Here is a 25,645-nt window from a genome sequence, read left to right on the forward strand (position 1 = left end):
TCAGTAGCAAAATATGATCCAATACTCTCCTGTCTGCAGATAACCGAAGTGCCAACAGCCCATAGTGCCAACAGCCCATAGAGAGCAGACAGAACCATGGCCGCCCAATCCAAAGCGGCCTGCCGGCCAGGACTGAGACCCGCCCAGCCGAGCAGTCACATCCCTGAAGTCCGGGAGCGCCCCATTGGCTATGCTCTATCTGACTTCTGAAAACAAGTCGGGATTGTTCTCGGACATCATTTGAACTGATGTCCAAAACAGCCATGAGCGAAGAAAATCATTTCGTCACCCAAAGGGATGAAAGACATTTTCACTATAAACAGCCATGAGCGGGAAATGCAGCTCACCCCGAAACATGAAAATGGCTGCAGGGTCTGAGAGAGCTGTATTTTCATAGAAAACAGGGTCTTCAACAAGATCACAATACCGCCATGAGAAAACAAGGCTGCCCATTTGATAATGAAAATTGCAGCATTCTTATGGTTAAAATAACTGGATTGCACCGGGAGTTTTCGCATGTCCTTCGCCGATAGAGATGGCGTTATTTGGTTTGATGGCAAGCTGGTTCCATGGCGAGAAGCACAAACCCACGTTCTGACCCATACCCTGCACTACGGCATGGGCGTCTTTGAAGGTGTCCGCGCCTACAACACAGACGCAGGTCCCGCGATTTTCCGACTGGAAGAGCACACTGATCGACTGTTTAGAAGTGCTCACATTCTGGGAATGACCATCCCATACTCCCGTGAAGAGCTGATAGAAGCCCAAAAGACGGTAGTCCGTGAAAACGGTTTGGACAGTGCCTACCTCCGCCCTATGTGTTTCCTGGGCTCTGAAGGTATGGGGCTGCGCGCCGAAGGTCTGAAAGTTCACTGCATTATTGCTGCATGGGACTGGCCATCTTACATGGACCCTGACGCCAAAGAAAAAGGCATTAAGATCCGCACCTCTTCCTATACTCGTCACCATGTCAACATTACCATGTGTAAGGCAAAGGCCAATGGTAATTACATGAACTCCATGCTGGCACTTCGTGAGGCTCTGGACAGTGGCTGCGAAGAAGCCCTGCTACTGGATAATGAAGGTTACGTGGCCGAAGGCAGCGGTGAAAACATCTTTATTGTGAAAGAAGATGGCATTCTCTACACGCCAGAGCTGACCTCCTGCCTGGAAGGTATCACCCGTGACACGATCATCCGGTTTGCCCAGGACCTGGGGCTGGAAGTGAAAGAAAAACGCATCACCCGTGACGAAGTCTATATTGCCAAAGAAGCGTTCTTCACAGGCACTGCCGCCGAGGTACTGCCCATTCGCGAACACGATGGACGCACCATCGGCAATGGTCAGCGAGGCCCAATCACTGAACAATTACAAACCATGTACTTTGACCAGGTGACAGGCAAGCGTGAAGTCTATCCAGAATGGCAGGCCCATGTAAATCAGGCTGGCTGACCAAGGCTTGATCGCTACACAACCCCAATGACACTTCCATCGTTATTCTCTCGAAGTGTCATTGGGGCACTCACTTCATTTTTCTTCTTTCAAGAATACGTATGAATCAACGTCGTTGGTTCCATACAGCTGCGACCCCTGGAACTGGAAGGTCAGCACAACATTACTGTCATCCGAGTGGTGGTCTGATATTGATACCTTGAACTTGGTGCCATCCCGGCTCAAGGTCATCGTATTTGAAAAAGAGTGACCATCGCATGAAGGCAGCAAATCCTTGCAGGCTTGAACCTTCTTGGGAACATTACTTTTCTCGGTAGGATCAGAGAGTGTTATTTCAACATTATTGGGATCATCTTTCGTGGTACCAATGTCCATATCAATCTTACAGTGGCAATCAAGATGACCCAGGTCCTCTGTCGACTGCAGCGACTCATAGGTTCCATCCCACTTGCCCTGAAAGGGCTCACTGCTGGCATTTCCGGGATCAGCATTCGTCTGGGCCCAGCTTGCAGCCACCAATGCACAGACAGAAGTTCTTTTTAAGATGCTCAACAACATAGCAGCCTCCACTCATGGGTAAGCTTGATGGGATTAATTGAAAACACGATGCTGGATTAATCAGCGGTCAACTGAAGAATAGCCATGTTTGAGTCTGTAGCCCCGAAAATGTACGCATAAGCAGACTTATCATCATGGCTTTTGATCATCATGGCATAAGGGTGATTGATCACCTGCCCATGGTCGTCAGCAATCTTGGGGATAACTTTGATCAATTCAGGCTTTTTAGGGTCAGTCACATCCACTATGCCTAAAGTGCCAGGTACCGCTTCTTGTGGGAGGAAGGCAAAGTTATTCCATAACTTGACCCGATTCGCCTTGCTCAACTCAGGCTTGACCACCCGCGCTATTTCGACAGGATTAGCAGGTTCTGCCAGATCAAACACCAGCAAACCACCGGGACTTCCCCAGCCAGCGGAATAGAGCAGGTTATTATATTCATCACGGGGTTCGATCATCGATACCATTTGATCATAATCCTTGTCATCCAGACTCTTAACTACTTTTAACTGCTTATGCCCAATCTGACTCAGATCGACCACAACCAGTTTTGAGCCGTGGAATGCGCCACAATAGGCATAGTGATCATGAATATAAATCCCCTCTGCACCCTCGCCGTCAGGCAAGGGACTAAAGCCCAGATCGACTTCAGCGATTTTGTCCGGATGTTCTGGATCAGTAATATCAATGGCAATAAGGCTGTGCCTTTGTGGCGAAGTCACCAATGCATACTGTTTATCATCCGTGACATAAACTTTGACATGCAGTAGCTGCATAAAAGGAATGGAGATAAACCCGCCAATACTAAGGTTGCCCTTTTCAACCGGCTTGGCCGGATCTGAAACATCCAGAAGATGCACTGTTCCCGTATAAATAGAAAGGACGATCAATATATCTTTATATTTATCCTGCCCTTCCATGACGTTCTTCAGGTAAGGCCAGGCCACAAACTGGCTATTTGTTGAGTTGCCGACCGTTATGGCCAAAGGTGTACCTGCTGTTGGTAACTCAACATTATCCAGAGACTCTGGCTTCCAGCTGGAGAGGCGCTTGGGCTCTTCAGGCTTGGAGAGGTCAAAGATACTTAAACGACCATGATTACCCAATTCATCACTGCCTCTTGAAGTGGTAAAGAGCAGATTGGGATGATCAGAATAGCTTTTTGCCCGCGTCACATAGTTGGTATTGTCCTGATCCTGAATAATTTTCAGGACTTTGACATCGACATTCCGGGCATAGCTTTGATGACTACTCACAACCAGCCCAAGGGTGAGCGTCATCAACCCCCATATTCGGAACACCCCATGATGCTTTAATACCTTGAATAAATAATGAAACTTGAGGAAAACCGTTTGGCAGTTCAGTGAGATATTCACATCAGTTGCCTCCAGCTAGGGAAGAGAAAAATGGCCAGCTTAGTATAGCGTCTTGAAAGTGGGTGATCGGAAAGAAAGAAGCACACTAGTACCAATATAACTTCAACAATTTTTGTCGACGTCAATCCAGCAGGGTGTCCATTTCGCTGGACTCCAAGCATCATTACATGTACAACCCCTCAGAGATCAGTAGGTAGATTGTGGCGATACGGCATTGGCGTATAATCTTCACCATACCTACTGTATGGAAAGGCTTGGCCCATAACGCTTTGAGTAAGTTATAGCCAAGTGTTTAAAACTGAACGCTTTCCAAACAACATAACTCTGCAATCGGTGACAGCTTGCTCTCACTGAGGGCGGTAGCGTGCCAAAATTTTAAGCAGCCACCCTCAAAAAGTGGCTGGAAACAGGAACTGCTGCAACGTGAAGTACTTGATTGTCGGTCCCTCCTGGGTGGGGGATATGGTGATGGCCCAGACCTTGTTCATTGCCCTGAAACGACAACATCCGGATGCCATCATTGATGTTCTGGCCCCGGCATGGAGCCGCCCTATTATTGAGCGGATGCCTGAAGTTCGTAGCGGGATAGATATGCCTGTAGGACACGGCAGTCTGAATCTTGGTGTGCGCAGTAAAATAGCCAAAAACCTTAAAGCTGAAGGTTATGATAGAGCCATTCTTCTGCCTAACTCATTGAAGTCAGCCCTGATTCCTTTCCTTGCCGGAATTCCCGTAAGAACCGGTTGGCGGGGAGAAATGAGATACGGGCTGCTCAATGACCTGAGAGTTTTAGATAAAGCACAATACCCTCTGATGGTTGAGCGCTTTATTGCTCTGGCTTACCCGGATAAATCCCCCTTACCATCACCTCTCCCAAAGCCATCACTGAATGTAGAAAGCGATAATGTTGTCAATGCATTACATCGCTATCAACTTTCTAAAGATTTACCCATCCTTGCTCTTTGTCCTGGTGCTGAATTCGGCCCTTCAAAACAGTGGCCAGCCGGTTATTACGGTGAAGTGGCTTTGACAATGATCCAGAAGGGCTGGCAAATATGGCTATTCGGTTCAGAAAAAGATCAGCCTGTAACAAATGAAATCATGGGATATCTACCCAGGAACTTGCAGGAACGCTGCTTTAATCTCGCGGGGCAAACCACTCTGGCCGATGCCGTTGACCTGATGTCTCAGGCCAGCGCGGTGGTTTCAAATGATTCTGGTCTTATGCATATTGCCGCAGCGCTTTCCCGACCATTAGTTGCTGTTTATGGCTCAACCACTGCTGCTCATACTCCTCCCATGAATGACAACAGTGAAACTCTCTGGCTGGGACTGGATTGCAGCCCTTGTTTCAAACGTGAATGCCCACTGGAACACCTTAACTGCATGAAAAAGCTGGGACCGGAAATGGTGTTGGATGCCCTGGAACGTTTGTCTGGTGAACAGACTCTGGAGATTCAGGGTTGAGAGTGCTTATTGTTAAGACTACTTCTATGGGAGATGTTATTCATACTCTTCCCGCCCTCACCGATGCAGCTGCAGCTATCCCGGGCATTCGTTTTGACTGGGTAGTAGAAGAAGGATTTGCAGAAATCCCCCGCTGGCACCCTGCCGTTGATAAAGTCATACCAGTAGCCGTACGTCGGTGGCGAAAATCGATCCTGAATACAGTGCGATCAGGAGAATGGCGCAGATTTCGAAAAGACCTTAAGGCCCGAGAATATGATGCAGTCATTGATGCTCAGGGCTTGCTGAAAAGCGCTCTGATTACCCGCATGGCAAAAGGTCCAAAATACGGGCTGGATAGAAACTCTGCCCGTGAGCCTGTCTCAGCAAAGCTCTACGATCACCCAAAAACAGTTCCTTGGGGACAACATGCAGTAGAACGTGTCCGACAACTGTTTGCTCAAGCTTTAAACTATGAGCTGCCAGAGCAACCTGGACAATTTCTGCTCGACAAATCCAGATTTGATAATGACATGGTAAACAACAAACCCTATATCATGTTTATCCACGGCACTACTTGGCCTACGAAGCACTGGCCAGAGGCCTACTGGTGTCAACTTGCCCAAAAAGCGGAAGCGGCAGGGCTTCATATTGTCATTCCATGGGGCAGTGAAAAAGAGAAAGAGCGCGCAAACTGTATCGCTAAAAGTTCAAACAGCATCGAAGTGTTACCCAGACTCAGTCTGGCAGGTATTGCTGGTGTCATAGCCAATGCCAAAGCGGTTGTTGCAGTAGATACAGGATTAGGCCATTTGACAGCAGCTCTGGAAACACCTGCCGTTTCTCTTTACGGGCCTACTAATCCAGATCTTGTGGGTGCCTATGGAAAATCTCAGGTTCACTTGACCGTCAACCAATGTCCTAAGAGCCAGCTTCCGAAAGCAGACCCTGAAATCTTCACTCCTATGACACCGGATTATGTCTGGTCTTACCTGGAGAATATTCTTCAGGAGGGATCCTCATGACTCTGGCTTTTGCCCTGTATAAATACTTCCCTTTTGGTGGGTTACAAAGGGACTTTTTAAGAATTGCGCTCGAATGCCAGAAAAGAGGACACAATATCCTCGTTTTCACTACCAGCTGGCAGGGTGATCAGCCTGATGGCTTTGATATCCGCTTTCTGGAAGTAAGTGGCAACTCAAATCATGTCCGGATGCTGAATTTTCAACAACAAATCAGCAGTACTTTAAAGAATCAGCCAAAAGTAGCCCTGGTAGGATTTAATAAACTGCCAGGACTGGATATCTATTATGCGGCAGATACCTGTTATCTAGATAAAGCTCAATCGAAAGGCTGGTTATACCGACTGACATCACGCTTTCGTTATTACAAAGCATTTGAAGAAGCCGTATTCTCTCAACAAAGCCATACTGTCTCCCTCCTGATATCAGCCTTGCAAAAGCCTGTTTTCCAGCAGTATTACCACACCCCTGACGAACGCATTCATTTGCTTCCCCCCGGCATCTCAAGAGATAGATGCCGACCTGATAATGCTGAAGCAATAAGAATGGATTTCAGAAAAGAGTTTGGACTCACGAATGAGGATAAACTGATCTTGATGGTAGGCTCTGGATTCAGAACCAAAGGTTTAGACCGGGCTATCAAGGCTGTCGCCTCACTACCGAGCTCTTTGAAACAAAAAACCCGGTTCTTTGTAATCGGTCAGGACAAACAAAAACCCTTTGCCTCCCTGGCCAGGCAGGCAGGTATTCAAAATCAGTTGCATTTTTTTGCCGGTCGCGACGATGTTCCCCGCTTCCTGTTAGGTGCCGACTTGCTGATTCATCCTGCTTATAACGAAAATACCGGCACCGTCCTTCTTGAAGCTCTGGTAGCAGGATTACCTGTACTAACTACCGATGTTTGTGGCTATGCGCACTATATCAATGACGCCAATTCTGGAACTGTAGTACAAAGCCCTTTTGCACAAGAGGCTCTTAATCAGTCTTTGTCCACAATGCTTACTTCGAAGACTTGGCAAGCATGGCAAAATAACGCCATCGCATTCAGTCATCAAGAAGATCTGTACAGCATGCCAGAACGTGCTACCGATATCATTATTGAACAAGCTCAACAAAAATCTGACCATGCTTCTTTTCTATGAACCTTCCAACCTAAAGACAATAGGAGTCAAAATGTGTGAGTATGCACACTAAAAAGATTCATTACTGCTGGTTTGGCGGGCCCCTCCCAAAACAAGAACAAGCCTTTATTAAAGAGTGGCAGACTGCCTTTCCTGATTATGAAGTCATCCATTGGAATGAAGACAACATTCCCAGAGGTCATCCATATCTTGAAAGCATGCTAAAAAACTGCCAATGGGCCTTTCTTGCTGATTACGTCCGCCTTTATGCTCTCTACCATCACGGTGGTATCTATTTCGATACAGATATTGAAGTTAAACAGAATTTTGAACACGAACTGCAAGACGATACCAGCTGTCTGTTTGGATTTGAATCCGACGAAACCCATCGCAGGTGCTACGTAGGAACTGCAGTGATTGCTGCAAAAAAACAAGATCCTTTCATCAAAATTTTTATGGATCAGTATGATATAGGGCTCGCCAAACGAGTCCTCCGAAAGGACCACCTAACTGGCCCTAAGTTACTGACCCGATTATTACAGGCAAAAGGGCTTAACAGGGCTACGACCCAGAAGATTGACGGGATAAAACTGCTCAACAGGGCGTTAATGTACCCGGATCAGAGCAGTCCTTATGAGACTGAGCATTGTTACACCATCCATCATGAAGCAGGTTCCTGGGTACTCCCTTCAAGTACAAGGTCCCTCAAAGAAAAGTTTTTCAAAAAAAAGAGAAAGCTTTCTGACTGGTTCGACAATTCCTTCAAATCCCGCTGATGACTTTTCCCCGGATACTGAATTCCAAGCCTTATGCTTTACCTTAGAGATGATTTTAAAAAAGCCTGGCAGGGTAAAGACCCGCAAACACTGTTGGAAACAATGGATGGCGAGGTCTACAGAGCCCTTGAAGCTCGACGCACTTTTCGATTTGAACTGAACGGTAAAGGCTACTTTGCCAAAGTTCATGGTGGCGTGGGCTGGTATGAAATTCTGGAAAACTTTCTGCACCTGCGTAAACCCGTTCTGGGTGCCCGGCATGAATGGGAAGCTCTGAACAAACTCCATGAGGTTGGCATTGATACCATGACGCCCGTGGCTTACGGAGAAACCGGTAATAACCCTGCCACTTTGCGCTCTTTTCTGGTGACAGAGGAGCTTGCGGATATGGTGACTCTGGAAGATTTTTGTGAGCAATGGAAGAACCATCCGCCCTCTTTTCGATTGAAGCAAGCCATCACTTTGAAGTTGGCTGAAATCAGCAAAAAACTCCATGACCATGGCATCAATCATCGTGATTACTATCTCTGTCACTTCATGATGCCCAACACTGACACCCCTGACCCAGAATGCCTGAAATTCTATTTGATCGACCTTCATCGCGCTCAAATCCGGGATGAGATACCCGACCGTTGGCGATTAAAGGACCTTTCGGGCCTGTATTTTTCAGCCATGGATTACGGCATCACACGGAATGATATTTTTCGTTTTCTAAAAGCCTATACCGGGCTGCCTCTTAGAGACACATTAAAAAAGCACAACACCATACTCGAACAAATTGAAAGAAAAGCAGTAAAACTGTACCAACGAATGGAACGCAAAGCGGGACAAGGCGGCTATTAAGCCTCAAAAATAAACATGCAAATACCTTTTTTGATGTCGTCCAGTTGGACGCTGATAGAGTCCTATAAGAATACCCCTGTCGGTAAAGCTGTCTCTACATTAGAAAGCACCTTTGCCATGGAGGGGGTAGAGATTACCCGGGATATCATCAGTTCCATGAGCCGCACCCAGATCGATGGTAAAGGATACTATCTAAAGCGATATACCGGAGGAGGCAAAAACCTTCGCCGGTACATTGGCAGAAGTCGTATTCGGGGAGAATGGGAAAGCATGCTGTTTTTCCATGAAAACGGTATTCCAGCGGCAAAAGTGGTCGCGTTTGGGCAAGATATTCAGTGGGGCATCATGACTCGTGGTGCCTTGGTCACAGAAGAAGCGCCAAACACTCTGGATCTTCGCCAAATGGTCAGGGACAGTATCCCCTGGCTGAAAGACAGAAACTGGATAGCAAAGGTCATTGAACAACTGGCTCCAGCGGTCAAAACCATGCACAGTCAGAGCTTTATTCATACCGACTTGAAATGGCGCAATATCCTGGTCACCCAGGAAAAAAACCCGGAGATCTGCTTCATTGATTGCCCTGCCGGACAGAAAGTTCTGCCTTTTTTTATTGAACGGGGCATTATTAAAGACCTCGCTTGTCTTGATAAGATGGGTAAACAACACCTCTCACGCACTCAGCGTCTGAAGTTTTATTTACTCTATTGCGGTGGCCAGTTGAAGCCAAGTGACAAGGTGCGTATCCGGAAGATTCTGAACTTTTTTGAAGGCAGAGAATAATATGCCTGACGCATTCCTTCAAAAATGGCAAACACTGAACACCCATCAAGACAGATCCGCCTTCATTCATCAGGCTCTTTCTGACAAAGAATCACCCAATAGCTTTGCCAGACTTATGCCAAAGTTTGATCGCCTGCTTGAAGAGAATCAGGCGCCACCTGAACTGCTCAATGCAGTACAGCGTGTTCGTAAGCAGCAAGAGCTAAAGCTGGAAGACTGTCTGAAGCCTAGACGGGGGTTTACCTGCCAAAAAAGCTGGGACCAGCTGGTCATTACTGACCAGAGAGATGAGTGCCCGGAGCTTTCAAATATCATCAATCATCCAGACACCTTCATTCAGCAAGGCAAGATTATAAAGTCAGGAAAAGCAACGACTGTTGCTATTATTTCATCCGGTCAAAAGCAGTATTTCATCAAAAGGTACAACCCCAAAGGCTTTCTTTATAGCCTGACCCGTAGCCTGATTCCGTCACGAGCAGCAGTGACCTGGCATGCTGCTCAGCTATTGGAAAGTATTGGAATTCCTACGGCACGACCGGTAGCTTTGCTGGAAAAACGCTGGGGGCCCTTTAAGCAAACCAGTTATGTAATCCATGAGTACATAGACAGTATTCATGCCATGAAATACTTTGCAGAAGGGGCAAATCCCCAACCAGAATGGAAAGAGGCTGCAAAAGAAATCAGTGATATTCTTTATACACTAAAGCGTTCAATGATCATTCATGGCGACCTGAAAGCCCATAATTTCATTATCCAAAATCATCATGCTTACTTGATTGACCTTGACTCATTACAATCTTTTCAATCAGTTAGCCATTTTTCCAAAAAACGTTCTAAAGACTTGGAACGTTTTCAGCGAAACTGGAACGAAGAGCCTGAAATAAAATTACTATTTTCAAGACTAGATAAAGAGCTTCGTGATTATGCATGAGAGAAAAAAACCTAGTGAGAAGCCTCTTTTCAGTATAATTATTCCGGCTTATAACTATGCACACACACTTGAAAGAGCTATTCGATCCGTATTAAATCAAAACTCAAACAAATTTGAGCTACTAGTAATCAATGATGGTTCTAAAGATAACACTACTGAGACTCTAAAGGGATTACAAAAAAAATTAACTGATACATTTCGAGTCATTAATCAATGCAATAAAGGTCAGTCTGCTGTCAGAAATTTGGGTATAAAGGAAACTTCTGGTGAATATCTTATATTTCTAGATGCAGATGATGAGCTAGCAGAAAATGCGCTAAAAAATCTCGAGACATTTATCAAAGAACACAAAAATACTGATGTTATCATCGGTGCACACATTTCAGTAACACCAGAAGGAATACAGCGATACCGACCTAGGCTCCCTTTACCACTAGACCCAGAAGAAAGATTTAAGAAGTACTTGATTAAAGATGAGATTCCCGTTTCTCACGGAGCATCAATGATGCATCGTCGTGTATTTGATCAATACGAGTACCCGGAACACTTTCGATGTGTTGAGGACATTCCTGTGTTTGCTTATGTGCTAGCCAATTTTAATTGCCTAGCACTTAACAAGCCAATAGCTAAAATACACAAACATTCAGCTAGTATGAGACATAATGTAGACAGAGATCTATCTATTGGACTTGAGCTTGTCGATGAAATATTTTCAAATGGTAGGATTCCAGAGAACATGATGAAGTACAAATCAAGTTATACTGTACTACGCCTATTATCTCTATCTAGATCTCTATATGCAGCAGGCAGATATAACGAATCCATCTCTTACTATTGCAATGCAATTAAATTGTCACCTTCAGCCCTACTACACTTGTCGTCCCTAAGAAAAGCCATCCGTTCAGTAATATATTATATATTCAAGTAACACCTAGTGTAGAAGCTTATAAAAGAATATTTCATTAGCTCTAACTGACTTCCTAAAAAACTCATCCTCCCCATAGTCAGGTTGATAAGAGCTTTTTGAAGACGCTTTCTCAACCACTTCTTGAATCGAACAGGCCTTCTAAGATCATGATTCATCTCAAGCGCCATAATCTTATCTTTTTGTTCTGCTTCATTCAGGGTGTATGAGAACACACCTGAGAGCTTCACTGTATCCCCTGTGACTGGGGGCAAAGACACAAGTGATCCGGAAGGCCGAATGGATGCATATTGGTATTTGAAAGATGGTTAGCATAAAACATAACAAATACATCAGTATGCCCACTCTTAATAATCGCCTCACGGACAGCCATAGTACTGTATTGGTGATCCTGATGAGCATCAACATGGATATGAGGCGTTACCACATAATCCGGTCGAAAATGGTCAACGATTTCAGCCAGATCGTCTACTGGCTGAGTCATGGCTGTCTGAAGCTAATTTGAAGTGGTTAAACTCCCTGGAAGTTCTGGAATCTGCAACCCCTGCATACTCGGAAGTCACAACCGTCTCAGGGCTATCATGCATTTTCTTCAGGTGCTCGCAAAAATAACCAAGCTGAATCACCCGGTCACTTTTTAGCCCTGCCCACTGGGGGATCGTAATACTGTCCCAGGCTCGTACTCTGCCTTTCAAAATAGAAGCCTGCTTTCTATCACGAATATAACGATCAAATGCTTCTGGCTCTGCTTCTCCCGCAGTAATCGTAACCACAAGACTGTCTGTATTCTTGTAAAGACCAAAAGCAGCGATTTCAGCATCATCAGCATGAGGGGAGATGTAAAGAACTTTCTTTCCGGCTAATTCTGGCTTTTTAAAAGCAATTAGTTCAGCCCCTTCTTTGGTGAAATGACAATGCCTTCCTCTCAGACTTAATGTTTCTTCACCTTTAAGCATTTCTATAGCAGGGGTTAAATTGATATACCGGTAACCTTTACAGCCACGCTCAAAAAAATTGAACATGTCTCTGTGCAACTGACAGTATTCTGAGAGCTGGATCAAAGAGCTTTCCAGAAAGCCTTGCCCTGACTTTAATCTTGAGAAAAACACTAAACTCCTCAGATCTCAATGTTTCAGGCAACAGCAATACAGGACCATCAAAAATAGCTTTCTGACAGTCTTTATCACTCACTTTCCACTTATAGTCACAGCACCGGCGATAATAGATATGATCTGCAAACAGCGTCTCATGCAGAATATACGTAATGAAGAAAAAAACGATCCAGAGCAAACTGGGATACAGATAAATTCCTGCGCCCAATATAGTGACCACTGACTGTAAGAATACTTAACAGTTTTAGAGCCCTGAATAACGATTTCATCTTCTAATTTATCCAGTATTTAGGTGCATTGTTTATAGCTGAGCTTTACTGCATAAGCATCTTATCCATCAGGTCACGATAGGCTTCCCGGAAATCAGCAATATTATGCCTTTCACAAAGTGCCTCATATAGCTGTTGACCTTGCTCTTCCAGAGCTTCAGCTGGACTGGAAAGATAATACCCCATCGCCTCAGCCAGGCTCTTTGAGTCACCTACTTTACATATTTGCCCCAGACCCTGGATATAAGGCTTGATAGTATCAATATCAGAACCAATGACAGGTAAAGCCCCAGACATACCTTCCAAGAGAGCAAGCGGTAAGCCTTCCGTGAACGAAGGCAGAGTAAATACATCAAATGCTCTGACATATTTAATGGCCTCTTCTCTTTTTCCCAAGAGAAAAACACTGTCTTGCAAGCCAAGCCGAGCAATCTGTTGTCTAAGATTTTGCTCTTCTTCACCCCACCCAATAATAGCCACTGCAGCGTTAGGGTATTGCCGGATAATGTCAGACAGCGCATCAATCATCACAGCATGACCTTTTATCTCTACCAACCGTCCTATGGTACCAAAGATAAAGCGATCTTCAGGCAGCCCAAGCTCTGACCTTGCCTGCTCCCTGCTCAATTGAATGGAAACGGCCTGGTCAATATCAATGGCATTATTGATCGCCAGAGTGTTTTGCTCATTCATGCTGCCAGTCGTGCTGATGAGATAACTCTTGACTGGCTTAGAGACACCGACAAAGCACCAACGTTCATCAATCAGCCTGTTGACCAGCTTTTGCCGATAGGAACGATCGTAATCACCAAACCCATGAGCAATACTTATAAAAGCTTTGGTTTCCAGCTTTTTAGTCAGGTTAAGCATGATATGAGTGGGCTTAAATCGATGACATATTATGCCGTCAAAATGATTATCCCGACAAAAACGAAACAGTTTTCGTATAGCAAACCAGCGACGAATACCTTTTAATTGCTTGCTATTAAAGTCGAAATAGACGGAGCGCCCGGCAGCACTGACCGCCTGACCATCTTCCGGCTTCCCTTTCAGAAAAGCGGTTGTAATTTCATACTGGTCGGCAGGCAGTGCCTTAATGATTTGTTCCGCCAGATCAGAGGACATGACGTTATAACTATTTTGAAGCTGTAAAATCTGCTTCCTGTCACTCACTGTGATAGGCCTCCGGACTCTATAACCTGATTAACCCAGCCAGGGATTACCTCCCAACCAAGAGTTTAAAAATTCCCCTGAAGGTTTTACCACAGTAAGCACTAAGGGGAATCATTGAGAGGATTTTTCTGGCAAGCTGTTTATCTGACTTTGCGGCCATTAACAAATAACTGTGCAAAGTTCGCTGCCTCATTTGTTCATATTGCGGGTGGTCAGAAAAACAGTCATAAGTAGCCAGCACTGCATCAAGCATAAGCTCAAGATTCTTATAAGTATTAGTATCGTGTATACGATAATAGGCGAGAACATCATTGAGCATACCTATCTGATAGCCCATAGAGGCGATCTTGAACTCAATGTACAAATCTTCCAAACGAATATCTGGATTGAAGCCCTCTGCTTCAAGCAACACCTTTTTCCTGAACATTAGAGTAGGTGCAGGCACTCCTTTTTCGCGATTCATATAAATATCATCAAAACCTAACACTCGTGCCGGGTAGATTTTCTGCACCTTATGAAGCTGACTCTGTCCATCTATGCAAAGTATATTCCCTCCGCTGATACCCAGTTGAGGAGACAACTTCATATAGCTGGCCTGTTTTTCGAGCCGATCCAGCATCATAATATCATCAGATCCGAAAGGAGCTATAAACTCGCCGGATGCCAGACTCACCGCCTTATTGAGCGTTTTAGCCAGCCCCATATTATCTTGCACGATAAACTGAAACTTATGCTTTTTCTGTAAAGCCTGAATAACCTCAACACTGTTATCCGTTGAGCCATCATCAATCACGATCAGCTCGAAATCCTGAAAAGTTTGCCTGACTACACTCTCAATCGATTGAGCTATGTATTGAGCATGATTGTAAGACGCTATGATGACAGATACTGATGGCATTTTTCTGTTTTACTCGAACTTCGAAGCATCATCATTGTATCATACAGTCTTGCCTCTAACAGAAAGGCCACGCACTGCTGTGCCAAAACAATTTCTGAAGAGCCTTTGCACATTAGAATATGGTGCAGACTTAAACTTTACCTGTCACTGACTACTATACTCTCTTGCTTGGTTAATTATTAACACCCTCTAATGATTGCTTCTCGAATAGACAATAACCTGGTGCGGTTCATACTCCCGCTAGGGCTTCTCATCCAGATATCTGGTATTCACTGGCTTGGCCGTGGGGCTGATATCAGCCAAACCTACACCTGGTTACTGTTTCCTGCACTGGTTTGCTTTCTGCTTAACATTAAAAGTCTTAGAGACTGGCGGCCGGATTGGCAAGAAATATGTATTGCAGGCTTCCTTATTACGGCTCTTGCATCCTGGTGGTGGAGTCCATCTGAGAAACCCTGGATAGATGTGCTGAAAAAATGCCTGTACATATCTATGTACCTCTACGCACTGGTCCGGTTGTCTCAAAAAGGGCGCTTGCTCGAAAAGACACTGGTTGCCTCTGCCATTATTGCTGTACTGGGAGCAGCTGTTGCCCTGATCAATCAATACGTAATTCAGGATCACAGTTTAAGCTACCGATCCTACAGAATATCCAGCATGGGGATCGCCCGGTTTGGCGATATGGGCAACCCTATACCTGCAGGCATTTACTTTGGTGCTATTGCAGCCCTGCTCTTCAGCTGGACCTGTACAACTTTGCTTAAGCCATGGCAGTTGATCCTTTCCATAACAGGTGTATGCACTCTACTGCTTTATGTTCTTATGACGGGTTCCAGAGGCCCACAGCTGGCAACAGCAGTAGCATTTCTCGCTGCATGCCTCGTCATTAGAAACAAACGAACCAAGCTGTTTCTGGGTTTAGGTCTGATTACAGCCATCATTGGCCTGTATCTTTTCCAGGAAAGTTTTTTCGAAATCAACAAAGATTCCACCCTTAACGGACGAGTTCCCATCTGGCTGTCGACCTTAAAGCACATCTCTGATAGCCCATGGATTGGTCACGGGCTGGGCTATAAAATGTCCAATCTTTGGCAAGGAACTCACTTTATCTATGCCCACAATTACTATCTACAGTCCGCCCTAAATTACGGACTTCTGGGTTTTTCTTTATTTGCCGGCATCATTGGCTCCACTTTGTTCTTGATAAGAAAACATTGGCACAACACACTGATAAAAATCAGCTTCTTTCTTCTCATTTACGGAATGACCTGTATGTTGACGGAAATATCCCGCCTTATCATCATTCCAGATGAAGCCTGGCTGATTTTCTGGCTACCTGTTGGTTTAGTGGTCGGAGCAAAATACCGATCAGACAACAATACCCGGTACAAGAGCGTTCATACGGCTGAATACAGCGTATCTCAAAATATTAAAACTGCATCGACTGAAAAAAAGGCCTTCAACAAATGAAAATCATGATCACCGGAGGAGCCGGATTTATTGGTGCAGCCTTGGTGAGGCATATCATTCGCCATACCGAGCATCAAGTGATCAACGTTGACAAGTTGACCTACGCAGGGAATCTTGATTCATTAGCTGAAACCGTTGAAAGTCCTCGCCATAACTTTCATCAGATTGATATCTGCCAGACTCAAGCCATTGAAGAACTGCTGGCCCATTACCAGCCTGACGCCATTATGCACCTTGCTGCTGAGTCTCACGTGGATCGCTCCATTGATGGCCCTGCAGACTTTATTCAAACGAATATTGTAGGCACATTCACCCTGCTGGAAGCAGCCAGAAAATACTGGCTCGGACTATCAAAAGAGGCCAGAGAGCATTTCAGATTTCACCACATCTCTACTGATGAGGTGTACGGCGATTTAGGCGATACAGGTCTCTTTACGGAGCAATCCCCCTACGAACCAAGCTCTCCCTACTCAGCCTCCAAAGCCTCCTCTGACCACCTGGTACGGGCCTGGCAGAGAACCTATGGACTCCCGATACTGATTACTAACTGTTCGAATAATTATGGACATTACCAGTTCCCAGAGAAGCTAATTCCTTTAGTGATCCTCAATGCTTTGGAAGGAAAGCCTCTGCCTGTGTATGGTGAGGGGCAACAGGTTAGAGACTGGCTCCATGTTGACGACCATGCTCGTGCACTTCTTAAAGTTCTGGAAGAAGGAAAAGTAGGCGAAACCTACAATATCGGCGGACATAATGAGCGTCAAAACATTCAAGTTGTTGAGGCTATCTGCTCTTTACTTGACGAGCTTCATCCAGAAAAAAAAGATGGTATCAGCAGCTATTCAGAACTCATCACATTTGTAAAAGATCGTCCGGGACATGATGTTCGTTATGCGATTGATGCCAGCAAAATAGCCAGAGAGCTGGGCTGGACTCCGGAAGAAACCTTTGAATCCGGTATTCGCAAGACGGTCATCTGGTATCTGGAGAACCAACCTTGGTGTCAGGCTTTACAATCTGGCAGCTACCAGCGGCAACGTTTAGGTACAGGGAGCGCACCATAGTATGAAAGGGATTATCCTTGCAGGCGGGTCTGGTACACGCCTTTACCCAGTCACTCAGGCTGTATCCAAGCAGTTAACTCCTGTTTATGACAAGCCCATGATCTATTACCCTCTCAGCACGCTCATGCTGGCGGGTATCAGAGAGATTCTTGTCATCACGACACCTGAAGATCAGATTCAATTCCAGCGTCTTTTAGGCGATGGAAAGCAATGGGGATGCTCTATCCAGTATGCTGTGCAACCATCTCCCGACGGCCTGGCACAAGCTTTTATTATTGGTTCCGAATTTCTAGGTAACGATCCCTGTGCTTTGGTGTTGGGGGACAACCTGTTTTTTGGTGACAAGCTCGCAGGTATGATGCAACAGGCTGTTCAGCGCAGCAATGACTGCGCCACTGTCTTCGCCTACCCTGTTCAAGATCCAGAGCGCTATGGTGTTGTTGAGTTCGATGATGAAGGCACCGCTATATCTATTCAGGAAAAGCCCGCTCACCCAAAGTCACGGTACGCTGTGACAGGGCTGTATTTCTATGACAATCAAGTCATTGATATTGCAAAAGAAGTACGCCCTTCTGAGCGAGGAGAACTGGAAATAACATCAGTAAACCAGATGTACCTGGAGCAACAAAAGCTTAAAGTCGAAGTGATGGGTAGAGGTATGGCCTGGCTCGACACAGGTACCCACGACGCTCTTCTTGAAGCTAGCCACTTTGTACAAACCATTGAGAAACGTCAGGGCTTAAAGATTGCAGCCCTGGAAGAAATTGCGTGGCGAAATGGCTGGATTAACGACTCAGAGTTCCAAGAGCAGGCCACTGGCCTTCTAAAAAGTGGTTACGGTCGATACTTGCTTTCTCTACTGGACTGAAAGTCTATTTTTATCAGGCATGTTAATCCACTGATCATGATTGGCATGCCAATATCCGTGGCTTGATGCTAACTCTGAAACTCTATAAAGTTGCGCGACAGATTTATTTGTACAGCTTGTTCATGGGCCAAGCTCCAGTTCAACAGTACCAGGAAACATACATGGCAAAGATTGACGAACTCAAAACGATACTGGCGGAAGTGCTGGAAATAGATACCCAAGCCTTTGATGAAGAGACCCCACTTTTGGGTGACCTTCCTGAGTTTGACTCTATGGCCGTGGTAGGAGTGATTACAGCAATGGAAGAGTCTTTTGGCATCAGCGTAGCCGATGATGATATTGATGCTACTATCTTCGAGACTGTTGGTAGCTTGCTGAACTATATCAACCAGACTTCCTGAATTATCGGTTATTCTGAACATCCTCCTTCAGGGTGTTGCCAGTACTACGAGTTCTGAATAGCTGGCATTCACCCTTTCGGCAGGAATGCTTCCTTTGTACTGTTTAGGCTGAGGAAAGTGCTTCAAACGAGAAAGTAACAGCTTTTTACCTTCAAGAAATCGCTCATCCACCTGCAGGCTCTTAACATCAATTTCTTTGCAGAGACGCCACCGAACCTGAGCTATTGACTCTCTGAACAGCTCAATGTCTCCTACTCTTTGTATATGTCCTCGCCCTAGACGACGAAAGCCTAATAAATAACAGATACAATCTTCTTTCTTAATCACACACTGCCAAACGTCCAGAGAAGCATGGTCATCAAAACTCTGACGCTCCTGCTCACTTAATAAGCTCCTAACTTGTTCGGGTTCTGTGATCAACTCAACATTACTCATAAAAGCAGGGAATGGATAAATAACTCTTGCCGCAGTATCAAGATCTTTAAAGCCCAGCTTTTTATAAACAGCGTAGGCTTCTGGAGAAGAAGTCAGACTGGTCAACACCACTGTTTTTTGACGTAAAAAAGGCATTAATAACATCATTGAGGCACTGCGATATTCTTCCTCAACAATCCAGGCGGTTAGATTACAAACAACCTGACTTTGGTTCCCACTCATTGTTTCGGAACAAATCCCACCCAGAAAACCCACAATCTTTTCGCCTGTGTCGAGCACATAGCCTGGTGACCCATTTTCTTGCTCCCACAGATTGGTAAAAAGCCTTTTCCAAATAGCTTTGGTAAAGCGTGTGTTATTCAGCTGCTGCAACAATGGATAGACTTGATCAAAGTCTTCAGCAACCGCCGCCCTCACTTTGGCTTTTGGTAAATCTGAAGCCGGCATTACACCAACAGCTCCCTAACGTATGGGTGGCTGAGAAAACCCTGAGGGCTGGCTGTTGCTCCGTAAGCACCCGACTGGAATACGACGACAAGATCGCCTACTTCAGCAATAGGTAGATCAAGCTTTGCCCCGACAATATCCAGTGGTGTACATAAAGGCCCTACAATCTCGACCTGTTCTTTTTCTTCGCTATCAACCCGATTAGCGATCAATACCGGATAGTTCTTTCGAATCACCTGGCCAAAATTACCTGAATTTGACAAGTGATGATGCAGACCTCCATCAGTCATCAGAAAAGTCTGTCCCCGGGACTCTTTTTTATCGGTAATCTGACAAAAATAGTAGCCAGCCTCACCAACCAGATATCGCCCCAGCTCCATCACTATCTCGGAATTCTTAAAACATCCGGTACGGGCAAGCATCAGTTCTTTAAGGTGCTCAGCAACAACAGCAACATCAAGGCTCTGTTCACCAGGGAAATAAGGAATACCTAACCCCCCTCCTATATTGACATGCCGTACAGGGACTGGGGCTAGTTCGCAAAGTCGTTCGGCTAATTCAAATGTTTTATCATGTGCATCGATCAAAGCCTCTGGCTTGAGATTCTGAGACCCAGAGAAAATATGAAAGCCATAAAAGTCTACTTTACCTGTATCCAACCCAGCTAAAACTTCAGGCATTAACTCGGCATCAATACCAAATTGCTTTGGGCCTCCGGCCATTTTCATTCCAGAAGACTTAAGCTCAAAATCAGGGTTAACCCGAAAAGCCACTCTTGGCTTAATTCCAAGTTCCTCAGAGAGCTCATACAGCCTTTCCAGCTCCAAACAGGATTCAACATTGATGACTATATTGGCAGCAACTGCGGACTTAAGTTCTTCGACTCTTTTTGCAGGCCCGGCAAAACTGATGGCTTCAGGATCAATACCTGAACCAATAGCAACCATCAACTCCTTCTGTGAAGCTACATCCAGGCCATCCACAAGAGCAGCCATATGCTGAACAACAGCAGGCATAGGATTAGCTTTGATAGCGTAATGCAGCTTCAACTCAGAAGGCATCATTGAGCGGAGAGTCTCTACACGCTTAGTAAGAAATTTCCTGTCGTATATATAGCAGGGTGTGCCTCCGGCCATGGTCACCAATTGACCAGCAGAACGTCCCGCCACCTGCAGAACATTGTCTTTCACTGTAATTCTTTTTAGACGATCATGCTCCTTGCTCATTCATTTTCTCCGGATACAAACAGATTTCCATACTCTGAAGCCAGTGCTTTTCGGTCTATTTTACCATTAGGATTTCTGGCTAGAGCATTTTGGGTAACGACTCTGGAAGGCACCATATAAGACGGCATATACTTCTGAAAATGTTTGATAACTACTTTTTCTTCGAACGGCTCATCATTGACAGGCACAACAATCAGAACAATTGCCTGACCCAGACGATGATGGGGGACACCAATAGCCACTACTTCTGAGACCAGCCCAGAAGCGTACAATAATTCTTCAAGCTCACTGGGACTCACTCGATAGCCCGAAGTCTTGATCATGTCATCCTTACGCCCTACAAAATAGAGATACCCTTCTTCATCCTGGGTCACAATATCTCCTGACCAAACCGCCAGCTCTGATGTTGGAATTTCCTGAATGGATAAAGGTGCGGGTTTGAAGCGCTCTGCTGTTCGTTCAATATCGTTCCAGTAACCCAAGGCCACCAGACTTCCCCTATGAACCAGCTCTCCCGGTTCATGAGCCTTACATGGCTGCCCATTCTCATTAATGACCAACAACTCAGCATTAGGAATCGCTTTTCCCATGGAATTCGGACGAGCATCAATCTCTTCTGGTGGAAGATAGCTGGATCGAAAAGCTTCTGTAAGGCCATACATTAAATAAGGCGATGCTGCCGGTATTTTATTTCGAAGAGCAGTCAGTGTTGACGTTGGCATGGCTCCCCCCGAATTAGTGAAATACCTCAGGCACGCAGCAGCTTCTTCAGGCCAATTCATTTCAGAGAGTTGCACCCACAGAGGCGGAACCAGAGCCAAACCTGTAATTTTTTGCTGAGCCACCTGCTTGATAATATCAGTGGGCAAGAGATATTCCAGCAGATAACAACTGGCACCAGAGGCAAAAGCGGTGGTCAACTGACTGAAACCGTAGTCAAAGCTGAATGGCAGTACACAGAGAAGCTTGTCTTGCTCGTTGTTCTCAAGATACTCAGCAACACTATGAGCACCTGCAACCATATTTCGATGGGACAGTATTACCCCTTTGGGTTTACCCGTACTGCCTGAGGTGTAGAGAATAGCTGCCATATCCATATCTATAGCCGCTGACTCGTCCCAAAGCGACGCTTCCATAAGGAAATCTGTCCAGTTTGTAACCAGGCTGGTTCTTTCTTCTTCTGAGTGCCCATCCACCAAAATGACATGATATAGATCAGGGCAGTCTTGCAGGCTGCCTTCCACTTGCTTATAACGAGCTTTATTAGTAATCAGGATTTTGGCTTTGCAGTCTGTCAGAATATGGAGAACCTGAGGTGCCTTTAAAACCGGGTTAACCGGAACCATGACACCGCCAGCCGCCGTTGCTCCAAAGTAACTGAAAACAGCTTCAGCCGTTTTTGGCAAATAAACAGCTACTCTCTCAGACCGTAACAAGCCCAAGCTTTGTAGGCCTGCCGCTACACTTTTCACATGTAGGGCAACCGAAGCGTAATCATAGCACTGAGATTTCACTCCCAGAGCCTGGGATAGAGGTCTTTTCTCAGCCTGATCAAACAGCAAATGGTGTAACAGCTGGCTCATGCAGGAATCCGTAAATACCGATACTGACCCGCTATTGTATCAAACATCATTTCACCATGTAGCTACAAAGTACCAACATGCATATTCTTGCCGAAACAGTCATGTTCAAGAAAACATAGACCTTCAGGAGCAATATTAGAGCTCTGCCAGCATTACCTGCTCATAGTAAAAAGCGCTTGCAATTTTACCTGAACACTGGATTAATCGTCGATCCATCAGATGGTTTGAATTTTAATCATTCCTCGCCATCTACTACCTCCAGACTCACGAAACCCTGAAAGAAAACAGCCGTTCTATGCAGCATAATTTTGAGCCCGATGTATCCCAACTTGAAAAAAACATTCTTCCTGAGAATTGGGAATGGATCCGTTGCTCCAAACAGGCAAAAATGGCGCGATATAAAAGTGACCCTGTTTGCTATTTCAAGGAATTTATCCCTAAAAGTCAGCTGGAAGTCATTAAATCAAAATTCAGGGGTAGCCGATGTGAAATCTGGGTAGAACAGGCAAAAGTGGCTATGAATGCAGGCTTTGATGTACCAGAAATTTTAGCCTATGGCATTCTTCAGAATAAACATCACTATCTGATCACTGCTTCAGGGCCTGATGGGGCTGCTTCAGACTATCTGATCAAGAAGCCAGACAACAATGAGACAAAGAGACAGCAATGGATAAAAGCCTTCGGTGAATATATTGGCCAAATGCATAAAGCAGGCATTGTTCATGGCGACTTACGTGCTGGAAACATTCTAATGGAACCCAGTTCCCCCCCCCATTTTGTCATGATTGATATTGAACGAAACAGCCATCATAAGATTGTGCCCCTTTCACTTGTCAGAAAGAATCTGGTACAGCTGATAAAGAGAATATCTTTCAAAGATTTTACAGCAAAAGACCGAGTCTTGTTTTTCAAACATTATAACCAAAGCTATAACCGATTTGATAAAAAAGATCAGAAGAAACTCGCAATCGAAGTCATAAATCTTGTAAAAAAACAAAACCTTTGGGGTGGAAACCAGAATATATAGCGGTATTCCACCCAGTGCTTTTGTCTTAACCGATCACTTTTATAGGTATTTTATAGTGCCTACATACCATCTTAGCGATTAAAACATTAAGGGAAAGCCTACTCAGACTTCCGTCAACCCAAAGCTCAGTTGTTTTAGTATATGGCCTTTTTTTACCACGAATGACAGAGCGGTTGAGAAAGCTAATAATTCGACTTAGACGAAGCTGCCGATATTCAAATCGTTTATTGGGTATAAGTGACTTTTCATCGTTTGAAAAGAAAGAAACCCTTCCTCCTTTAAGACAAATATCGTAACACTTTTCGCCCGTTATACCATGAGTCGAGAGACTTAAATCTTTTGTAAGAAACATTATCTTTCTAGTCGATTCTGGATACATATTTCTGAAGATAGGGGCATTCCTCTCTTCCAGTTTAACTCTCTGCTCTGTAGGAAAAGATTTTGACCCTGCATGATGAAGAACGGACTTAATACATACACCAGTATAACATCCCCCTTTATTAAGCTCACGACCTAAAGCTGCATCTTCAAAATACCCTTTACCAAAAACAGAATTAAAACCACCAACATTTAAAAAGGCATTCTTCCTGATTAAAAATGCATATCCTGAAAGCATGAAAGTTTTTACAACATGGTGGTGATTTTCATATTTATTAAAACTATCGACATCGAAAGGAAACATGGGATTCAAGGCCATAAGGCCTGACAAATTCTCCATAGATTTAATGAGTGGGCCAAGGAAATCATTTTGGGCTAATGTATCCGAATTCAAGACAAGCACCAACTCTTTTTCAGAAAACTCGAACCCTCTGTTTACATTGGCACCATAACCCAGATTTTCCTCATTCCTCACCAGCATGATCTCAGGATTAATAAGTGACTCCAGATACTTTCTGGTTTCATCTCCTGAGCAGTCGTCCATAATGATAATTTTATTCACATGATGAATCACATGCTTATACAACGATTCAATACACGCCTTGGTGAAATCCAAAGCATTGTACACAGGAATAATTACATCGACTTTTTGCATAGAAATGCCATTAATTTTATCATTTAATTATCCTTAAAGACGCTATAAATCCATATATAGAGGCTGATTATAATGCATACCCGCTGCTTTCTAATCATGAAAAATGTTGCTCTCTGTTAAAACGCATCGTATTTTTCCATTTTCACCAACTCTGTACATTTTAACCATCAGAGAAGCCTTTAATGATATAAAAAAGGTTACTTAACTCTAACAAGTAAATTAAAATTGATCTATTTACAAGAAACCATCCTCTCGTATTTCAACCAATCTTTCTTCAAGCTTATTAAAGTGTTTTAAGTTAGGCTTAGTCCACAGACCAGGAATAGAATATACATTTTCCAAATAGCCTAAAAAAGACCTTCTTAACTCCTCATTCACAACCCATTCATCCAAACAATTTACTAACGATGCCAATTCAACTTCTGAATCCGCATGATTAACTAAACCGTCAATATTATAAAAAGCATCTCCTATCGTAATAACCTTTTTCCCATAAATAAGGGCTTCAATACCAACCGTTGAATTAATTGTCACCACTGCCTCAGCTTTCCTTATCAACCACTCAGTGCTTAAGTTGTTTAAAAAAAAAACAATTATCCGTTTGATCGTCTTCTAGCTCTTTATATTCGAATGGACTTGAGGGGTGCTCTTTAAACACGAATTTTATACTTTTATCATCAAGTATTTTATGAGTCCTCAAGGCAACAACAAATAGATCCTTCATGTTTTTCACCCACTTGGAGTGATTAATAATTTGCGAATCACTATCAACCTGAAATGGAAAGAAGACATACTTACCTTCCAGCTTCTTGCTAGAACCAATTCTTTCAACACCCTCAATTTGATTTCTTAAAGACAACCCTTCTTCTCTTTCAATATTAAAACCAAAACAATTACTTTTATAAAAACCACTTTCTCTTGGAACTGAATTATTAAAGTTAACACCTTTTCCGTCTGCAACTGTTGTTCTTGGGATAATACCATTTTCCATATAGGCAACAGATACACCCATCAATTTAGCCACTTCCGACACCAACCTTTGTGTCATCCGGCTGCCGTTCCAAATTACAACCAGGCTGTATCCGCCAGAATTAATCAAATTAAATATTCTCAGAGCACTCAAAAAACAATTAAACTTGTATTTTTCCGCTCTAACTCTCGATATCTTCTCCTTTCCACGCATGATGCTTTTATATTTAATCTTGAAGTCAATTATTTCCCCAAGGTCAAGACGTAATGCTAATTTAATGAACTTGAAGTCTGGCCCAGGAAGACCCTGTCCAAATCGAAATACTTCACACTGAAGATTACTGGAGACATTTTCAGAAATTGACTGATAATACTCATCCAGTCGATGGCTGGTCGAATAAAGCAGTACCTTCATAATCACTACTCAATTGCCTTCAAAG

General features: G+C 44.3%; 26 protein-coding genes. 14 read left to right on the plus strand and 12 right to left on the minus strand.

The window, feature by feature from the left end; all coding sequences use genetic code 11:
- Nucleotides 1–516 precede the first annotated feature (516 nt).
- Nucleotides 517–1,452, plus strand: coding sequence for a branched-chain amino acid transaminase (locus GZ78_RS11230; protein WP_034835450.1), 936 nt, complete (start codon nt 517–519; stop codon nt 1,450–1,452).
- Nucleotides 1,453–1,527: 75 nt separating this feature from the next.
- On the opposite strand, the gene GZ78_RS11235 is transcribed toward GZ78_RS11230, so the two are convergent.
- Nucleotides 1,528–2,010, minus strand: coding sequence for a hypothetical protein (locus GZ78_RS11235; RefSeq protein ID WP_152558665.1), 483 nt, complete (start codon nt 2,008–2,010; stop codon nt 1,528–1,530).
- 56 nt (nt 2,011–2,066) lie between these two features.
- Nucleotides 2,067–3,386 carry an LVIVD repeat-containing protein gene (locus tag GZ78_RS11240; protein WP_152558666.1) on the minus strand — a complete coding sequence of 440 codons (1,320 nt, stop codon included), beginning with the start codon at nt 3,384–3,386 and terminating at the stop codon, nt 2,067–2,069.
- Between the two features lie 423 nt (nt 3,387–3,809).
- Here GZ78_RS11240 and waaF point away from each other — a divergent pair, with 423 nt between their 5' ends.
- The 8 genes from waaF to GZ78_RS11280 are packed head-to-tail and all read left to right on the plus strand — an operon-like array spanning nt 3,810 to nt 11,233.
- A complete protein-coding gene (gene waaF / locus GZ78_RS11245; protein WP_034835456.1) occupies nt 3,810–4,853 on the plus strand; it encodes a lipopolysaccharide heptosyltransferase II in 1,044 nt (347 codons plus the stop codon).
- A 2-nt stretch (nt 4,854–4,855) separates the two neighbouring features.
- Nucleotides 4,856–5,857, plus strand: a complete 1,002-nt coding sequence (gene waaC / locus GZ78_RS11250; protein ID WP_236631531.1) for a lipopolysaccharide heptosyltransferase I — start codon at nt 4,856–4,858, stop codon at nt 5,855–5,857.
- On the plus strand, nt 5,854–6,996 hold the full coding sequence (locus GZ78_RS11255) for a glycosyltransferase family 4 protein (protein ID WP_034835459.1): 1,143 nt from the start codon (nt 5,854–5,856) through the stop codon (nt 6,994–6,996). The genes waaC and GZ78_RS11255 overlap by 4 nt, the downstream gene beginning before the upstream one ends.
- 41 nt (nt 6,997–7,037) lie before the next feature.
- A complete protein-coding gene (locus tag GZ78_RS11260; protein ID WP_051786068.1) occupies nt 7,038–7,751 on the plus strand; it encodes a glycosyltransferase family 32 protein in 714 nt (237 codons plus the stop codon).
- A gap of 33 nt (nt 7,752–7,784) precedes the next feature.
- Nucleotides 7,785–8,594, plus strand: a complete 810-nt coding sequence (gene rfaP, locus GZ78_RS11265; RefSeq protein WP_034835461.1) for a lipopolysaccharide core heptose(I) kinase RfaP — start codon at nt 7,785–7,787, stop codon at nt 8,592–8,594.
- A 15-nt stretch (nt 8,595–8,609) separates the two neighbouring features.
- Nucleotides 8,610–9,374 carry a lipopolysaccharide kinase InaA family protein gene (locus GZ78_RS11270; protein WP_201772702.1) on the plus strand — a complete coding sequence of 255 codons (765 nt, stop codon included), beginning with the start codon at nt 8,610–8,612 and terminating at the stop codon, nt 9,372–9,374.
- A 1-nt stretch (nt 9,375) separates the two neighbouring features.
- On the plus strand, nt 9,376–10,305 hold the full coding sequence (locus tag GZ78_RS11275) for a lipopolysaccharide kinase InaA family protein (RefSeq protein WP_034835462.1): 930 nt from the start codon (nt 9,376–9,378) through the stop codon (nt 10,303–10,305).
- Nucleotides 10,298–11,233, plus strand: a complete 936-nt coding sequence (locus GZ78_RS11280; protein ID WP_034835464.1) for a glycosyltransferase family 2 protein — start codon at nt 10,298–10,300, stop codon at nt 11,231–11,233. The genes GZ78_RS11275 and GZ78_RS11280 overlap by 8 nt, the downstream gene beginning before the upstream one ends.
- A 223-nt stretch (nt 11,234–11,456) precedes the next feature.
- Here GZ78_RS11280 and GZ78_RS11290 read toward each other — a convergent pair whose 3' ends face one another.
- The 4 genes from GZ78_RS11290 to GZ78_RS11310 form a co-directional block, all read right to left on the minus strand.
- Entirely contained in the window at nt 11,457–11,714 is a 258-nt protein-coding gene (locus tag GZ78_RS11290) for a PIG-L family deacetylase (RefSeq protein ID WP_034835466.1), read from the minus strand.
- Complete coding sequence (locus GZ78_RS11295; protein WP_034835468.1) at nt 11,686–12,252, minus strand: hypothetical protein; 567 nt, start codon at nt 12,250–12,252, stop codon at nt 11,686–11,688. Before GZ78_RS11295 ends, GZ78_RS11290 begins: the two co-directional genes overlap by 29 nt.
- A gap of 404 nt (nt 12,253–12,656) precedes the next feature.
- Nucleotides 12,657–13,784, minus strand: coding sequence for a glycosyltransferase (locus GZ78_RS11305; protein WP_034835471.1), 1,128 nt, complete (start codon nt 13,782–13,784; stop codon nt 12,657–12,659).
- Nucleotides 13,785–13,830: 46 nt separating this feature from the next.
- The gene (locus GZ78_RS11310; RefSeq protein WP_034835476.1) at nt 13,831–14,682 is read right to left on the minus strand and encodes a glycosyltransferase family 2 protein; all 852 of its coding nucleotides are present in this window, start codon (nt 14,680–14,682) and stop codon (nt 13,831–13,833) included.
- Nucleotides 14,683–14,904: 222 nt separating this feature from the next.
- Between GZ78_RS11310 and GZ78_RS11315 the strand changes: the two genes are divergently transcribed.
- The 4 genes from GZ78_RS11315 to GZ78_RS11330 all read left to right on the plus strand — a co-directional run bounded on the left by GZ78_RS11315 (nt 14,905) and on the right by GZ78_RS11330 (nt 18,485).
- Nucleotides 14,905–16,152, plus strand: coding sequence for an O-antigen ligase family protein (locus tag GZ78_RS11315; protein WP_034835477.1), 1,248 nt, complete (start codon nt 14,905–14,907; stop codon nt 16,150–16,152).
- On the plus strand, nt 16,149–17,216 hold the full coding sequence (gene rfbB, locus GZ78_RS11320; RefSeq protein ID WP_034835478.1) for a dTDP-glucose 4,6-dehydratase: 1,068 nt from the start codon (nt 16,149–16,151) through the stop codon (nt 17,214–17,216). Before GZ78_RS11315 ends, rfbB begins: the two co-directional genes overlap by 4 nt.
- A gap of 1 nt (nt 17,217) precedes the next feature.
- The gene (rfbA, locus tag GZ78_RS11325; protein ID WP_034835479.1) at nt 17,218–18,084 is read left to right on the plus strand and encodes a glucose-1-phosphate thymidylyltransferase RfbA; all 867 of its coding nucleotides are present in this window, start codon (nt 17,218–17,220) and stop codon (nt 18,082–18,084) included.
- Between the two features lie 161 nt (nt 18,085–18,245).
- Complete coding sequence (locus GZ78_RS11330) at nt 18,246–18,485, plus strand: acyl carrier protein (protein ID WP_034836500.1); 240 nt, start codon at nt 18,246–18,248, stop codon at nt 18,483–18,485.
- A 27-nt stretch (nt 18,486–18,512) separates the two neighbouring features.
- On the opposite strand, the gene GZ78_RS11335 is transcribed toward GZ78_RS11330, so the two are convergent.
- From GZ78_RS11335 to GZ78_RS11345, 3 genes are read right to left on the minus strand one after another with little or no spacing between them, the layout of a single operon-like run.
- Complete coding sequence (locus GZ78_RS11335) at nt 18,513–19,367, minus strand: GNAT family protein (RefSeq protein WP_034835480.1); 855 nt, start codon at nt 19,365–19,367, stop codon at nt 18,513–18,515.
- The gene (locus tag GZ78_RS11340) at nt 19,367–20,593 is read right to left on the minus strand and encodes a pyridoxal-dependent decarboxylase, exosortase A system-associated (protein ID WP_034835482.1); all 1,227 of its coding nucleotides are present in this window, start codon (nt 20,591–20,593) and stop codon (nt 19,367–19,369) included. The genes GZ78_RS11335 and GZ78_RS11340 overlap by 1 nt, the downstream gene beginning before the upstream one ends.
- Nucleotides 20,590–22,176 (minus strand): acyl-CoA ligase (AMP-forming), exosortase A system-associated, encoded by a 1,587-nt coding sequence (locus GZ78_RS11345; RefSeq protein WP_034835483.1) that lies wholly within the window; start codon nt 22,174–22,176, stop codon nt 20,590–20,592. The genes GZ78_RS11340 and GZ78_RS11345 overlap by 4 nt, the downstream gene beginning before the upstream one ends.
- A 517-nt stretch (nt 22,177–22,693) precedes the next feature.
- Here GZ78_RS11345 and GZ78_RS11350 point away from each other — a divergent pair.
- Complete coding sequence (locus GZ78_RS11350; protein WP_236631532.1) at nt 22,694–23,203, plus strand: lipopolysaccharide kinase InaA family protein; 510 nt, start codon at nt 22,694–22,696, stop codon at nt 23,201–23,203.
- 25 nt (nt 23,204–23,228) lie between these two features.
- Here GZ78_RS11350 and GZ78_RS11355 read toward each other — a convergent pair whose 3' ends face one another.
- The 3 genes from GZ78_RS11355 to GZ78_RS11365 form a co-directional block, all read right to left on the minus strand.
- Nucleotides 23,229–24,236 (minus strand): glycosyltransferase family 2 protein, encoded by a 1,008-nt coding sequence (locus GZ78_RS11355; protein WP_034835487.1) that lies wholly within the window; start codon nt 24,234–24,236, stop codon nt 23,229–23,231.
- Between the two features lie 234 nt (nt 24,237–24,470).
- Nucleotides 24,471–24,773, minus strand: a complete 303-nt coding sequence (locus tag GZ78_RS11360; protein WP_236631533.1) for a capsular polysaccharide export protein, LipB/KpsS family — start codon at nt 24,771–24,773, stop codon at nt 24,471–24,473.
- 25 nt (nt 24,774–24,798) lie between these two features.
- Nucleotides 24,799–25,620: a hypothetical protein gene (locus tag GZ78_RS11365; RefSeq protein ID WP_034835490.1), complete on the minus strand. Its 822-nt coding sequence runs from the start codon at nt 25,618–25,620 to the stop codon at nt 24,799–24,801.
- Between the last annotated feature and the right edge of the window lie 25 nt (nt 25,621–25,645).

Source organism: Endozoicomonas numazuensis, assembly GCF_000722635.1.
GTDB lineage: Bacteria > Pseudomonadota > Gammaproteobacteria > Pseudomonadales > Endozoicomonadaceae > Endozoicomonas_A > Endozoicomonas_A numazuensis.